Source organism: Paractinoplanes brasiliensis, from assembly GCF_004362215.1.
Classification (GTDB): Bacteria; Actinomycetota; Actinomycetes; order Mycobacteriales; family Micromonosporaceae; genus Actinoplanes; species Actinoplanes brasiliensis.
Genome location: NZ_SNWR01000001.1, coordinates 3,510,571 through 3,525,210, shown reverse-complemented (window position 1 = coordinate 3,525,210; position 14,640 = coordinate 3,510,571). Strand labels below are relative to the sequence as shown.

12 protein-coding genes are annotated in these 14,640 nt (G+C 69.3%); 5 read left to right on the top strand and 7 right to left on the bottom strand.

Going from position 1 to position 14,640, the window contains the following annotated elements:
* Window positions 1–1,449: 1,449 nt before the first annotated feature.
* The 6 genes from rsmG to rpmH all read right to left on the bottom strand — a co-directional run bounded on the left by rsmG (window position 1,450) and on the right by rpmH (window position 5,045).
* Window positions 1,450–2,148 (bottom strand): 16S rRNA (guanine(527)-N(7))-methyltransferase RsmG, encoded by a 699-nt coding sequence (gene rsmG, locus C8E87_RS15775; RefSeq protein ID WP_438866065.1) that lies wholly within the window; start codon window positions 2,146–2,148, stop codon window positions 1,450–1,452.
* A gap of 358 nt (window positions 2,149–2,506) precedes the next feature.
* Complete coding sequence (locus C8E87_RS15770) at window positions 2,507–3,082, bottom strand: Jag family protein (RefSeq protein WP_133873800.1); 576 nt, start codon at window positions 3,080–3,082, stop codon at window positions 2,507–2,509.
* A gap of 140 nt (window positions 3,083–3,222) precedes the next feature.
* Window positions 3,223–4,260 (bottom strand): membrane protein insertase YidC, encoded by a 1,038-nt coding sequence (yidC, locus tag C8E87_RS15765; protein ID WP_133873799.1) that lies wholly within the window; start codon window positions 4,258–4,260, stop codon window positions 3,223–3,225.
* Window position 4,261: 1 nt separating this feature from the next.
* Window positions 4,262–4,519 (bottom strand): membrane protein insertion efficiency factor YidD, encoded by a 258-nt coding sequence (yidD, locus tag C8E87_RS15760; protein ID WP_203720979.1) that lies wholly within the window; start codon window positions 4,517–4,519, stop codon window positions 4,262–4,264.
* Entirely contained in the window at window positions 4,516–4,872 is a 357-nt protein-coding gene (rnpA, locus tag C8E87_RS15755; RefSeq protein ID WP_133873798.1) for a ribonuclease P protein component, read from the bottom strand. The genes yidD and rnpA overlap by 4 nt, the downstream gene beginning before the upstream one ends.
* A gap of 35 nt (window positions 4,873–4,907) precedes the next feature.
* Window positions 4,908–5,045, bottom strand: coding sequence for a 50S ribosomal protein L34 (gene rpmH / locus C8E87_RS15750; protein ID WP_133873797.1), 138 nt, complete (start codon window positions 5,043–5,045; stop codon window positions 4,908–4,910).
* Window positions 5,046–5,700: 655 nt separating this feature from the next.
* Here rpmH and dnaA point away from each other — a divergent pair.
* The 5 genes from dnaA to C8E87_RS15720 all read left to right on the top strand — a co-directional run bounded on the left by dnaA (window position 5,701) and on the right by C8E87_RS15720 (window position 13,729).
* A complete protein-coding gene (dnaA, locus tag C8E87_RS15745; protein ID WP_133873796.1) occupies window positions 5,701–7,476 on the top strand; it encodes a chromosomal replication initiator protein DnaA in 1,776 nt (591 codons plus the stop codon).
* A 2,146-nt stretch (window positions 7,477–9,622) separates the two neighbouring features.
* Complete coding sequence (gene dnaN, locus C8E87_RS15735; protein ID WP_133873794.1) at window positions 9,623–10,756, top strand: DNA polymerase III subunit beta; 1,134 nt, start codon at window positions 9,623–9,625, stop codon at window positions 10,754–10,756.
* A 109-nt stretch (window positions 10,757–10,865) separates the two neighbouring features.
* Window positions 10,866–11,738, top strand: a complete 873-nt coding sequence (gene gnd / locus C8E87_RS15730; protein WP_133873793.1) for a phosphogluconate dehydrogenase (NAD(+)-dependent, decarboxylating) — start codon at window positions 10,866–10,868, stop codon at window positions 11,736–11,738.
* Window positions 11,739–11,745: 7 nt separating this feature from the next.
* Window positions 11,746–12,873, top strand: coding sequence for a DNA replication/repair protein RecF (recF, locus tag C8E87_RS15725; protein WP_133873792.1), 1,128 nt, complete (start codon window positions 11,746–11,748; stop codon window positions 12,871–12,873).
* Between the two features lie 367 nt (window positions 12,874–13,240).
* The gene (locus C8E87_RS15720) at window positions 13,241–13,729 is read left to right on the top strand and encodes a DciA family protein (RefSeq protein WP_239080662.1); all 489 of its coding nucleotides are present in this window, start codon (window positions 13,241–13,243) and stop codon (window positions 13,727–13,729) included.
* A 4-nt stretch (window positions 13,730–13,733) separates the two neighbouring features.
* Here C8E87_RS15720 and C8E87_RS15715 read toward each other — a convergent pair whose 3' ends face one another.
* The gene (locus C8E87_RS15715) at window positions 13,734–14,300 is read right to left on the bottom strand and encodes a hypothetical protein (RefSeq protein ID WP_133873791.1); all 567 of its coding nucleotides are present in this window, start codon (window positions 14,298–14,300) and stop codon (window positions 13,734–13,736) included.
* Between the last annotated feature and the right edge of the window lie 340 nt (window positions 14,301–14,640).

The following is a 14,640-nucleotide window of genomic DNA, read 5'->3' as shown; positions in this document are numbered from 1 at the left end:
ATCCGTCCGTCGGTTGACCGGACTACTCGAAGTGCTGGAGACCGACGCAGGTGCAGTCGGCGCGACGGGGGACGGCACCAGAGAAGTCGGCACGAGTGGGGCCAGCCCGGCGGAGGCTGCCGCGGCATCGGCCGGTTCGCGAGAGGTGTCCACGACGGGGCACGACACAGGAGGGGTCGACGCGACGACGGCCGGCCGGGGGAAGGTCGGCGGGACCGGGGATGACGCGGAAGACATCGCCGCCGGAGAAGTCGGCGCGACATCGGCCGCCTCGGGACATGTCGGCGCAACGGGAGATGGCACAGGAGAGGTCGACGCTACAGCGGTCAGCACTGGAGAGACCGGCGCGACAGCAGCGGGCAGCGGGGGCGCCGGCGCGGGATGCATACCAGTGAACGGAGACGGCACGGCCGGCCCGACCGGAGACGGCGCGACAGAACTCGCGACAGGGGACGGCACTGGAGATCTCGACGCGACAGCGGTCGACTCAGGAGAAGCCGGGCGGGGAGAGGCTGACGATTCAGACACTGGCTCGGGACCGGTCTGCCCGCGAGCGGCCGACGACGGAGAGGTCGCCGCCAGAGGAGTGGGCCCGAAAGAGGGCGGACACGGGGTATCTGACGCGGAAGAAGTGGGCCGGGATGATCTCGGCCGAGGAGAAGCTGCCCCGGGAGCAGGCGACGCCGGAGCGCTCCGCCCCGCACCGGCGGGCGCAGAAACGGCTGGGATGGCAACGACCCGACCGGGATGGGAACGCCCAGGAGCTGGCGGCACGGGAACAGCCGACACGGCAACGGCCGCCTGAGGAGTGGGCGAACCGGAATCGGTTTGGCCGGGAGCCGCCGGCGTAGGAGCCGGGCCGGGAGCCGCTGGCGTCGGAGTCGGGCCGGGAGCCGCCGGCATGGGAATCGGACCCGGAGCCGCCGGCATGGAGCCGGCCCGGCCCGGAGCCGCCGGCATGGGAGCCGGACCCGGAGCCGCCGGCATGGGAGCCGGACCCGGAGCCGCCGGCATGGGAGCCGGACCCGGAGCCGCCGGCATGGGAGCCGGACCCGGAGCCGCCGGCATGGGAGCCGGACCCGGAGCCGCCGGCATGGGGGATGCCTGTCCGGGAACGGCCGGGATAGGAGCGGCCGACGAGGAAGGAAGAGCTGCCGGCTGGGAAGCGGACGAGATACGCGCAGACGAACCGGGACCGGGCGACGTGCTAGCCCGATCACGGGTGGACGGCGGCGACGACCCCCGTGGTCCAAGCGCCGGAGTCGAATCCTCCCGTACGGGCCACCCGACCTCGCCAGTGGGTTGAGGGTGAGGCGACCCGACCCGGCCGGCATCAGCTGGGACGGCCGGGGTGGCGGACGTGGACCCCGTACGAGGGGAAGTGTCGGGGGTGCCCTGGTCGGGACGCCGTTGTTTTGCGTTCCGCTTTCGCGCACCCCGCCGTGACATCTAGCCCCTCCGCGATCTCCCTCGCTCGGAGGCGCGCTTGCCGGACCGTCCGGCCGTGCCGCGCCCCGAGCCGGCCGCCCCGGTGGACGGCTTCGGCCTCGACAGCACGACGACCTCGAGCACTGTGGTAGGCGGGTCGATCAAGCCCTCGCCACACAGCCGGACCACCGGGTCGGCGCCGCCCAGGGCAGCTACCGCCTCGCGATGCTCCGCCGCTTCCGAGGCGGCCGAGGCGCCCTTGAGCGCCAGGAGCCTGCCGCCGACACGGGCCAGCGGGAGGCACCACCCGGCCAACCGGTCGAGCGGGGCGACCGCGCGCGCCGTGACGACGTCGGCGCCGGCGGGGGGTCCGTCGACAACGTCCTCGGCACGGCCCCGGACGACCGTGACGGTCGTGTCGAGACCCAAGGCGGTCACCGCTTCCGACAGGAACGCGGTGCGTCGTGCCAGTGGTTCGACCAGGGTGATACGTAGATCTGGTCGAGCCACTGCCAGCACGATACCGGGCAAACCCGCGCCAGACCCGACGTCAACCACAGAAGCGCCGATAGGGATCATCTGCGACACCACGGCACAATTCACCAGGTGGCGCTCCCAGATGCGCGGGGCCTCACGTGGTCCGATCAGGCCCCGCACCACGCCGTCGGTGATCAGCAGCCGCGCGTAGTCGACGGCGAGGCCGAACCGATCGCCGAACACCGAAGCCGCCACCTCCGCGATCTCCGCCGGCGGTTCCGCGTCCCCCGCAGGGCCGCCGGCCGTTGAGGCAACCCCGGGGTCAGAAAGTGCAGACTCCGCGCGAGCCGCCGTACGGGAACCGGAAGGCGGCGAGGTGGAGTCGGAAGGGGACACCGGAGACGTAGGCGGCGTGACGGAAGCGGCGGCTGCGGAAGAAGACGGCATACGCGCGGAAGATGACGACGGCGTGCCCTTCGAGCGGGCTTTGCCGGGAAACGCGATCGGACGACGTACGGGCCGACGGTTGGGGAAAGACTGCGGCCCGGGCGATTCCTCACCCGGGCCGGAAGGCTCCCCGCCGAAGCGTGGGTTGCTCATGTCAGTCCGCCGCGCGCACCACGATGCGACGGTTGGGCTCGACGCCCTCGGACTCGCTCTGCACGCCCGAGATCGCGTTGACCACGTCGTGCACGCACTTACGTTCGAACGCCGACATCGGCTCCAGGCGTACGGGGTCGCCGTGCTCCTTGACCTTCTCGACCGCGTTGCGGGCGACGGCCGCCAGCTCCTTGCGACGCGAGGCCCGGTAACCGCCGATGTCGAGGAGCAGACGCGACGGCGACCCGGTCTGCCGGAAGATCGCCAGGCGGGTCAGTTCCTGCAGAGCCTCCAGCGTGGCGCCCCGCTGGCCGACGAGCGGCTGCAGCCGGCCACCGACCACCTCGACCATGGGCCGACCCGCCGAAACGAGCTCGTCGATGTCGCCGTCGTAGTCGAGGATGTCGAGCAGGCCCTCGACGTAGTCTGCGGCGATCTCGCTCTGGCGGAACAGGTCGCCGTCGGATGCGACGCTCTCGGACGCCTTCGTCTCTTCAGAAGCAGAGGACGGCGCGGACGAGGCCGTGGACGTGTCCTCGGCGGAGACTGACGATTCGGGCGTACTGGTGTCGGTCACGGTCTCATCTCCGTACTAATCGGGCCGGACCTGCTCGGTCCGCTGTTTCCCTCGGCGCCGTTCGCGGTGTGGGCGGGCCGCGGGGAGGTATCGGAAGGGGAGCGCTCGGGCGCCGAAGGAAACAGACGCCCGAGCCGCGATCATCCCTTGGGTTTGCTGGCCGGTCGTCCGCCCCGCTTGGGATTCACCGGTTTGGCGCCGGGCTTGGGGGCGAGCGCCTTGGTGTCGACCACGGGCGTCTCCGGCTCGGGGGCCGGCTTGTTACGGCCGAACAGACCACCGCTGCGACCGGGCTGCACCGGACTCTGCGGCGCCTTGCCACCGGCGGGCTTCTTGGCCGGCGGGCCGGAGGGGCGAGCGGGCGACGAGCCGCTCTTGCCGGCCATCGGCGGCGGCGGGAACTTGCGAAGCACCCACTGCTGCTGGGCCAGGGTGAACAGGTTGTTCGTGACCCAGTAGATGATCACACCGATGGGGAAGAGCGCACCGGAGATGAGCAGCGAGGCCGGGATGCCGTAGAGCATCAGGCGCTGGATCATCTTTTGCTGCGGGTCCTCGGCCCAACCGGTCTTGAGGATCATCTGGCGGCTGGTCAGGTACGTGGTCGCCATCATGATCAGCACCAGGATGCCGGCGATGACCTTGACCGTGCCGCCGTTCGCCTGCAGCGCGTTGAGCTCCTGGGCGCTGGAACCGAACTTGCCCGCGAGCGGCGCGGTGAACAGCGACGCGTGGGTGGCGCTCTCGAACTGCTCGACGGTCCACCCGTACAGGGTCTTGCCCTGGTTGTCGGGGTTGAGGCGCCGGAGCACGTGGAAGAGGCCCAGGAAGACGGGGATCTGCAGGAACATCGGAAGGCAGCCCATGAGCGGGTTCGCCTTCTCCGTCCGGTACAGCTCCATCATTTCTTTCTGGAGCGTCTCCCGGTCACCCTTGTGCTTGTCCTGCAGCTCCTTGACCTTGGGCTGCAGCGCCTGCATGGCCCGCTGGCTCTTGATCTGCTTGACGAAGACGGGGAACAGGATGACCCGGACCGTCACCACGAGGAAGACGATCGCCAGGATCCAGGACCAGTTCGAGCCGATGAACCGGCCCTCGGGCACACCGATGAAATCCCAGAGGGCGTGCCAGCGCAGGAGGATCCACGAAATGGCGTAGTAGATCCAGTCGAGACTCAATTCAGGCTCCAGTCACATCGGCAGGACGGTGACGGATCGCGTCAGGTACCGGGTCGTACCCGCCAGGGTGGAAGGGGTGGCAGCGCAGGAGCCGCCAGACCGTCAGCCCCGTCCCCTTCACAGCGCCATGACGCGACAGGGCCTCCTGGGCGTACGCGCTGCACGAGGGATAGAACCGACAGCGGGCCGGCAGCACCGGACTCACATAACGACGGTACGCGACCACCATCGCGGTCAGCACGCGGGCAAGCAGGCTCATCGGGGCCGCCGTGGCTTACGGGCTGCCGCCACCGCGGCCGCCAGGTCGGTGCCGAGAGCGGCGTACGAGGCGCCGGCCGCGGCCGGGAGAGCGCGGACGATCAGCATCGAGCCGCCCGGCAACTCGTCGAGCATCGGACGCACCAGATGCCGCAGACGACGCTTGACCTCGTTGCGGATCACCGCGTTGCCGACGGCTTTGGATACGACGAAGCCGGCGCGTGCCGTGGAGGCTTGCGCCGGCTCCTCGAGAAGCAGATGAACGACAACCGTGCCTCGGCCAACTCGGCGGCCACCGCGAATCGCAGCGGCGAAGTCAGCACTACGCCGCACGCGCTGTGCCGCGGGCAGCACGACTACCTGGGCATTCCGGCCCGACAGCGGTCGGCTCAGGCCGACAGCTTGTCGCGGCCCTTGGAACGGCGGGACGCCAGGATGGCGCGGCCGGCGCGGGTGCGCATGCGCAGCCGGAAGCCGTGGGTCTTGGCACGCCGGCGGTTGTTCGGCTGGTAGGTGCGCTTGCTCACGTCAAAACTCCGTCTTCGTACAACATCCAGGGGGCATCAAAGCTGCAAGACGCCACTTTAGCAGAGCGCGGCGGAGCAACCGCTCGACCCTACGCAGGGCGGCCACGCCGGTCAACCATATCCTGTCGCGGCACGCCGTTACGGCGATCACGAGGTTGGTTGAGTCGTCCTTCTACTCAGGTAATGAATCTTTTCCTGCGGTCGGGCGCTTGCGGGCCGGCTGCAGAGTTGATGCTTCGACGAGGTCGCTGTTAGCGTGCCCGATTGCTGGTCATCAGCGCTGTACGCATACCACGACGAGTCGGCCAAAACCAGACAAGCAGGTAAATCGTTCGCCTCGGGGAGCCTCGGAAGATTTCTCGGTGGGGTCCGCACCCGTGCGGCCGTGACGAGGCCGAGGAGGCGGTGAGCCTGTTTCAACCGCGCCGTTTCAGGCTCCGGAACCGTCTGCCGACCATCCGGCCGGGGAGCGTCTGCCCAGCGGTGCACAGGTTGTGGATAACCTGTGGACAGCCGGTGGCGCCGAGCGTCTTCAGCACGTTAAATGTGGTGCTGAGTTGGGGGAGCTGTCGAACGCCGGGAGGGCGACGACGGGCAAGGCGATGAGCCGGACAAAGGTCCACCGGGGGTCGGTGGCGATGGGGGTGGCGCGGCGGTGGCCGATCAGGTCGACCTGGGCGGGGTATGGAAGGCGACGCTGGATGAACTGGCCGACGAGATCTCGTCGCGTCAGCAGCGCGCCTACCTGCAGCTGACCCAGTTGCGCGCCATCGTCGAGGACACGGCCCTGCTCGCCGTGCCCGACGCCTTCACCCGCGATGTCATCGAGTCGCGGCTGCGGCCCGCGATCACCGAGACGCTGAGCCGCCGGCTGAACCGTCCGATACAGGTCGCGGTCACGGTCAAGCCTCCGGAGGACGGCACCGGTCTGCCCGGCACGGTGTACGGCACGCCGGTCGAGCCCGCTCCCGAGGAAGCCGGCGAGCCGCAACCACGGCACTACGCGGAGGCGCCCCGCCAGCCCGAGCCCTCGGACTACGACTCGTTCCCGCCCGGCTCGGCCCAGCGCCCCCAGTACCCCCGCGGGGTTCCCGCCGCTCGCGGTGGCCAGGAGGCCCTTTTCGGCGACCCCATGCCGCTGCAGCCCCCGCCGACACGCGGCGGCCCCCCAGTGGCGGATGTCACTGAATCGACTGAATCGAACAACCCGACCGGGCACCGGATGGGGTCCGATTCGTCCCCGATGCGCGACAGCCAGCGCCGGCCCGACGACCATCAACCCTCGTTCGGCGGCGGCAGCGACCCGCGCGACGACACGTTGCAGATGCGCGGCGGCGACAACGGCCCCGGCCGCTCGCAGCACGACATCCGCCCGTCGAGCAACCCGCGCGGCACCAACGACGGCAACCGCCTCAACCCGAAGTACATGTTCGAGACGTTCGTCATCGGCTCGTCCAACCGTTTCGCGCACGCGGCCGCCGTCGCCGTCGCCGAGTCGCCCGCCAAGGCGTACAACCCGCTGTTCATCTACGGCAGCTCCGGTCTGGGCAAAACCCACCTGCTGCACGCGATCGGACACTATGCGACCACCCTCGGTCACGCCCGCAGCGTCCGTTATGTGTCCACCGAGGAATTCACCAACGACTTCATCAACAGCCTGCGCGACGACAAGACCCAGGCGTTCCAGCGGCGCTATCGCGACGTCGACATCCTGCTGATCGACGACATCCAGTTCCTGGAAAATCGCGAGCGCACGCAGGAGGAGTTCTTCCACACCTTCAACACGCTGCACAACGCGAACAAGCAGATCGTCATCAGCTCGGACCGGTCGCCGCGCCAGCTCGCGACGCTCGAGGACCGCATGCGCACCCGGTTCGAGTGGGGCCTGCTGGCCGACATCCAGCCGCCCGACCTCGAGACGCGTATCGCGATCCTTCAGAAAAAGGCCGCGCAGGAGCGCATGTACGCGCCCGACGATGTTCTCGAGTTCATCGCGTCGCGCGTCTCCAACTCCATCCGCGAACTCGAGGGCGCCCTCATCCGGGTCACCGCCTTCGCCAGCCTCACCCGCTCGCCGGTCCAGCTCTCGCTGGCCGAAGAGGTGCTGCGCGATTTCATGCCCGACGGCGCCGGCCCCGAGATCACCGCCGATCAGATCATGGTCTCCACGGCCGACTACTTCGGCGTCAGCCTGGAGGACCTGCGCGGTCACTCCCGCTCCCGCGTGCTGGTGAACGCACGCCAGGTCGCCATGTACCTCTGCCGCGAACTGACGGAACTCTCCCTCCCACGAATCGGCCAGGCCTTCGGCGGACGCGACCACACCACGGTCATGCACGCCGACCGCAAGATCCGCCAGCACATGGCCGAGCGGCGTTCCCTCTACAACCAGATCGCCGAGCTGACCAACCGCATCAAACAGAACACCTGAATCCACGCATCAAACAGAACACCCCCAACCTTTTCCAGTACGCGGGTGCGAGGCTGACAAACGCAGACGCGGCTCCCACGCCGTGGGGCTTCAGGCCGTCGGGCTTCGGGCCGTCGGGCTTCGGGCCGTCGGGCTTCGGGCCGTCGGGCTTCGGGCCGTCGCCCGCTACCGGCGGGGGCCCGGCCCCATACCCGCGCCGGCCCCAGCCTGGAGCGAGGGCTTGTGTCGCCCGCCTGGTAATGCCCACCCCGGTCGACCCGGCGGGATGTGAAGCCTGGCGTCTGCGGGCTTGTCGCCCGCGGCAGCCGACCACGCCGCTCACCTACCTGCGGGGTGTGAAGCCCTGGGCCACCGCGGGGATCGTCTGCGCGTCGAACGGGGCCGCCGCCGCAGACATGAGGTCGTGGCGTGTCGAGCGCTCGGGCAGTGGGTGCCGACGAACGGGTACGCGACGGCGCAGCCGGGCCGACCAGTCCGACCGATCACGGCGCCAGGTGAGCGGACGATAGCCGGGTGAGGGCCGACGACCCTGACCGCTCGATGTTCTCGGGCAGGTGTCGACGCCTGTGGATAGAGCGACTTTGCGCTGGCCACGAGGTTATGCACAGGCCGTTGGAGCATCTGGGCAGAACAGGGCACCCGACGGCCCGGGGCTGCGTGCCAGCGAGCGCCGCCCTCGTCCCCGGCGGCCAGTTGCAGATCACGGCCAGGCGCTGGTCGCCCGGGGCGAGCAGGTCGGGGGGAAAGTCCAGCTGGGCCGAGTTGTCCACAGCGCCTCGGGATGGGCGGGAAGCGGCTACGGCCGACTGCGCCGGGTCGTTGTCGTCTTCGCGCCCGTAGCCGGACGGGGATGTGGACAACTCGGGAATCAAGGCCTCGGGCTGGGTGTCTCGCTCCGCGTGACCGAGGACGAGCCGAGCGTTGTCCCCAGAAAGCGGCAGTTATCCACAGGCTGCTTGTCGCTCGTACGGCGTAATTATCCGTATTCCTCAGCATTTGTCCACAGGTTGTGGACGGCCGTGACGCTCAGCGGACGTAGTTCTCCACAGGGGTGGCCGTCGACAGTCCGGGGTCACCGAGTAAGAGAGCGCAAGCGGCAACTCATCCCCAGGGCGAGTTTGTCAATGCTGTGACCGAACGGGTTCGTGCCAACGTTATGCACACTAATCCACAGGCGTTCACAGGGGTTTATCCCCAGCGGTGGACAACCGAGCCGACCGTTACCCACAGATGTGGACAACTCCTGGGGAAATCGATGTGGACAGACACGGAGAGTCACCTAGATTTCCACCGCCTGTGGAAGCGTGTGGATTTCCTGTTGAAGGTTCTGGGGACAACGGGTCGATGGCGTACCGACGCTGTCCACAGACCTGGGTATAAAACCCGTGGATATCCCGTGGATAACCGGTGGACAGCGGTGGACAACCTGCTGAGGACGCGTCGCCTGTGGATCCAGACCCGGGTTTATACCCTGGTTTCCCACATGCGAACCACCGGTGGATAACCCTATGAGCTGCGGAAACTTGAGTTTTCCACACTTTGCACAGGACCGATGAAGACGACTAGTTATCTCTCTAGGACAACAAAAAGCAATCAACGGCGTTGTGGAAGTTGTGGATTGCTTGCCTGACGGCTTGTCGGTGCTCCGGCTCTCGAAGATCTCACCGAGGACCAGAGGCCCTCGAAGTTCCGTTGAACCGAAGAGCCGGACGGCGGGAACGTGGGCAGGCGTCCCGGCAGACACGGACGGCAGCGGGTGGGCGAGCGTCGCGGCGGAGACGTGACGGCAGGCGCGGGACAGAGTTCGGACGCCAGATACGCGAACCTCGAGTCACACCGGACGAGCAGTGAGCCGGGAGAGCCGCATGGCGGGACGGCCGGCCTTCGTCGTTGAGCGCTCGTTGACAATGAGGGACGAAGAGACAACGAGGGACGAAGACCCGAGCCGGCACCGGCGGAACACCCGCTGAGCGACACGCTCGGCGTACGGGAACATCGGACACGACGGCTGGCACGCTCCGGACCCACCGGGGCGGGTCGCAGGCGGTCACCATGGTGGACGAGACTGATTAGGCCCTGATCGGCTCGGCGAATAAGGTTCGTAGGGGTCGACGACGCCCCGACAGGAAGCGACGCGGAGGACAGCATGAAGTTCCGGGTGGAGCGAGACGCACTCGCCGACGCCGTGGCGTGGACGGCGAAAAGCCTGCCCAGCCGGCCGTCGGTGCCGGTCCTCGCCGGTGTCATGCTGCGTGTCACCGACAGCCGGCTTCAGGTTTCCGGCTTCGACTACGAGGTCTCCAGCCAGGTCACCGTCGACGTGCAGGCCGACGCGGACGGCGCCGCGCTCGTCTCCGGGCGTCTGCTGGCCGAGATCACCAAGGCTCTGCCGGCCAAGCCGGTCGACATCGCGGCCGTCGGCGCGCACCTCGAACTGGTCTGCGGCAGCGCGCGCTTCACCCTGCCGACGATGCCCGTCGAGGATTATCCGAGCCTGCCCGAGATGCCCTCGAGCGCCGGCACGGTCGACGCGGCCGCCTTCGCCGCGGCCGTCGCCCAGGTTGCCGTCGCCGCCGGTCGTGACGAGACGCTGCCGATGATGACCGGTGTGCGCATCGAGCTGAACGGTTCGAGCATGGCCATGCTGGCCACCGACCGATACCGCCTCGCCATGCGCGAGATGGAGTGGAACCCGGACGACCCCGAGATCAGCCTCAACGCGCTCGTCCCGGCCAAGACGCTGAACGACACCGCGAAGACGCTCGGCCCGCTCGGCGGCTCCGTCGTGCTCGCTCTCGCGCAGGGCAACGCCGGCGAGGGCATGATCGGTTTTGCCGGCGGCACCCGCCGTACGACCAGCCGCCTGCTCGACGGCGCGAACTACCCGCCGGTCCGCTCGCTCTTCCCGGCCAGCAGCAACGCGCAGGCCCAGATCGGTGTGGCCGCGCTCGTCGAGGTCGTTCGCCGTGTCGCGCTGGTCGCCGAGCGCACCACGCCGGTGCTGCTGAGCTTCAGCGAGGACGGTCTGGTCGTCGAGGCCGGTGGGACCGAGGAGGCGCGGGCCAGTGAGGCCATGGAGGCCACGTTCACCGGGGAGCCGCTCACGATCGGCTTCAACCCGCAGTACCTGATCGACGGTCTGCAGAACCTGGGTGCTCCGAACGCGCTCTTCTCGTTCGTCGACGCATTCAAGCCAGCTGTGATCTCCCCCGCATCCGAAAACGGCGAAATCGTGCCCGGATACCGCTATCTGATCATGCCGATCCGGGTAACCCGCTGATACTGAAGGTTGTTCAGGGCCGACCTTGACCGGCGATCGGCCGTAGCCCACCCGCTTCGGTCTCCACCGCCCTGAACGATCAGAAGCAAACGCTTACTAGGGGGACACCATGCAGCTCGGCCTCATCGGTCTCGGCCGAATGGGTGGGAACATGCGCGACCGGATCCGTGCGGCGGGCCACGAGGTGGTCGGCTACGACCATCACCCGGAGAACAGCGACGTGGCCAACGTGGCCGAGCTGGTCTCGAAACTCACCGCTCCGCGAGTCGTCTGGACCATGGTCCCGGCCGGCAAGATCACCGAGGACGCCATCACCGAGCTCGCCGGGCTGCTCGAGCCGGGCGACATCATCGTGGACGGCGGCAACTCCAAGTTCACCGACGACGCCCCGCGGGCCGAGCGCCTCAGGCCCAAGGGCATCAAGTACCTCGACGTCGGCGTCTCCGGCGGCATCTGGGGCCGGGACAACGGGTACGCCCTGATGGTCGGCGGCGACGCGGAGGACGTGGCCAAGGTCCAGCCGATCTTCGACGCGCTCAAGCCGGCCGGCGAGTTCGGCTTCGCGCACGCCGGCACGCACGGCGCCGGCCACTACGCCAAGATGATCCACAACGGCATCGAGTACGGGATGATGCAGGCGTACGGCGAGGGTTACGAGATCCTCATCGCGTCCGAGCTCGTCCACAACGTGCCCGCCGTGATCAAGAGCTGGCGCGAGGGCTCCGTCGTCAAGTCGTGGCTGCTCGACCTGCTCGACCGGGCGCTCGACGAGGACCCGACGCTCTCCGGTCTCAAGGGTTACGTCGACGACACCGGCGAGGGCCGCTGGACGGTCGACGAGGCCATCCGCCTCGCCGTGCCCGCCCACGTCCTGGCGGCCTCGATCTTCAACCGGTTCGAGTCGCGTCAGGACGACTCGCCCGCGATGAAGGCTGTGGCGGCGCTCCGTCAGCAGTTCGGCGGCCACGCCGTCAAGCGCTGAGGCCCACGTGTACGTACGCCGGGTCGAGCTGACCGACTTCCGTTCGTACGAGCGGGTGGCGGTCGACCTCGAACCCGGCGTGTCCGTGCTGGTCGGCCAGAACGGCAGGGGCAAGACCAACCTGATCGAGGCTCTGGGTTACGTGGCCACTCTGGACAGTCACCGCGTGGCCACCGACGCTCCCCTCGTACGGGCGGGCGCGGCCTCGGCGGTGATCCGGTGTGCGATCGTCCATGAGGGACGTGAGCTCCTGGTCGAGCTGGAGATCGTGCCCGGCAAGGCGAACCGTGCCCGGCTCAACCGCTCGCCGGTGCGGCGTCCCCGCGAGGTGCTGGGCGCTCTGCGCATGGTGCTCTTCGCGCCCGAGGATCTTGAGCTTGTACGTGGTGACCCGTCGGAACGTCGTCGTTACCTCGACGATCTGCTGGTCGCCCGGCAGCCCCGCTTCGCCGGGGTGCGCTCCGACTACGACCGCGTCGTCAAGCAACGCAACGCCCTGCTCCGGACGGCGTACCTGACCCGCAAGGTCGGCGGGAACCGTGGCCAGGATCTCTCCACGCTCGCCGTCTGGGATCAGCACCTCGCGTATCACGGTGCCGAGCTGCTGGCCGGCCGGATCGAGCTGGCCGCCGCCCTCGGGCCGCACCTGACCAAGGCGTACGACGCGGTCGCGGCCGGTCGGGCAGCGGCTTCCATCGCGTACGCGTCCCGGCTCGGCGACAAGCTCACTCCCGACCGCCCGGCGCTCGAGCAGTCCCTGCTGGCCTCGCTGCAGGAACGGCGCCCGGCCGAGATCGAGCGGGGAACCACCCTGGTCGGCCCGCACCGCGACGATCTGGCCCTGCAACTGGGCGACCTGCCGGCGAAGGGGTACGCCAGCCACGGCGAGTCCTGGTCGTTCGCGCTGGCCCTGCGGCTGGCCGCTTACGATCTGCTGCGCTCGGACGGCATCGAGCCGGTGCTGGTGCTCGACGACGTGTTCGCCGAGCTGGACGGGGGCCGCCGTGAACGCCTGGCCGCGCTGGTCTCGGACGCCGCCCAGCTGCTGGTGACCTGCGCGGTTCCCGAGGACGTGCCGGCGGCCCTGCGCGGCGCCCGCTTCGACGTGACGACGGGATCGGTGAGCCGTGCCTAGCGACAACGACCGGGAGCGCCACGACGAGCTGGTGCGTGAGCGCCATCAGGGCCTGGCCCGCGAACGCAGCGCCGACCTGTCCCGCGGCCTGCGTGACGACCTGGCCCGCGAGCAACGCCCGCCGCGGGCCCGCGGCGACCGGCCGGACGCCCCGTCCACAGCGGAACGGTTTTATCCACAGGCTGACCCCGACGGCGTGGCGCGAGAGGAGCTGGGCGCGACCGACGACGGCTGGTACGCCGCCGAGGGCGCCCGTGATCGCGATGAGAGGCCCGCAGCGCCCTCAGCCCCACCGGACCGAGGTCACGGGCAGGGTGAGGGTGGTTCCGCGCCTCAGGAGGGCGTTGAGGGTGCTTCCGGGCCGCAGCTGGCTCGGGCCGTCCTCGACGCCGCCCTCGCCAAGCGCCGCGAGGCCGCGCGCAACCCCCGGCGACGCGCCGGCGCCACGGGGGAGGGCCAGGGCAGACGACTGCGCGGCTACTCCGGCCCCGGACCGGACCCGCGTGACCCGGCCCTCTTCGGCGACGTGCTGCAACGGCTGATGAAGGCGCGCGGCTGGGAACGCCCCAAGGCCGAGGCCACGGTCTTCGGCGCCTGGGAAAAGGTCGTCGGCCCGGACATCGCCAAGCACAGCCGCCCGATCAAGCTGGACGCCGGCGTGCTGACCGTCGAGGCCGAGTCCACCGCCTGGGCCACACAGCTGCGCCTGCTCGCCGCCAAACTGCTGCGCAGCATCGCCACCGAGGTCGGTCACAACGTCGTCACCAAGCTCAACATCCACGGCCCGGCCGCCCCCTCGTGGAGCAAGGGACCCCGCCGTGTGCAGGGCCGCGGCCCCCGCGACACGTACGGCTGACGCGTCAGTAGTCCGCGAAAACGGCGTAGCCCCGTTCGGCGCAGCGGCGGTAGAAGCCGGCCAGGATCGCCAGCTCGGAGCGGGCGAAACTCCAGTGAGGAGCGTTGCCGGCGTCGTCGCGCAGGGCGGACAGGCGCTGGTCGAGCCACCGCAGCTGCTGCTCGGCGAGCCGGCCGGAGGCGACCGCGTCGCGCATGACCTGGGCCACCGTGTCGAAGGTGACCAGGTCGCCGTGCTTCTCGTGGCCCTCGACGAAGCGCTCCAGCCCGCCCGCGATCCAGGCGCAGCCGTCCGGGTCGATCACCGGGTCCTCGTCCTCGGCGGCGGCGTCGGTGGCGTAGAGCACACCGTCGAGCCCGAGCAGGAGATCGACCAGTTCCGTGTACGCCGTGGCGCGCACCGTGCCGGTCTTGGCGATGTGCAGCGCCAAGGCTCCGGTGGGCGCGGCGATCTCGGGCGCGTCGGCGATCGCCCCGAAGTCGACGAACTCGGCGGGAGCCACCGGGTCGTAGTACTGATTCGTTCGCGGCCAGTGCACCGCTACGTTGTCCAGCCCCTTGTCGTGCGCCATGTGGGGGCCACCCCTCCTCGACCTGCGTCGCGACCTTCCGGCCATCACCGGCCCGCGCGGGCAGAGGTTACGACACGAACCCCTGCCGCCGGGAGGCAGTGTCGCAGTGCGTGGCGGCGGCCCGCGGAAGGCGCGCCCCAGCGATCGACCGCCGGATCACTTGCCGTTGCGTGGGCCCCCCGTTCCGTGTAGGGGGAGACTTGGGAGCGGCCCTCAACGCGTCTGTGGCAATCTCAGGCACCCGGAAGGGGTGCCGCACCCTCGCGAACTCGATTCGGCGGAGTAGAATCGACGAAGACCGGGAAAACCTCTGCGCGACGGTCACGGTTCGGTCCCGTCA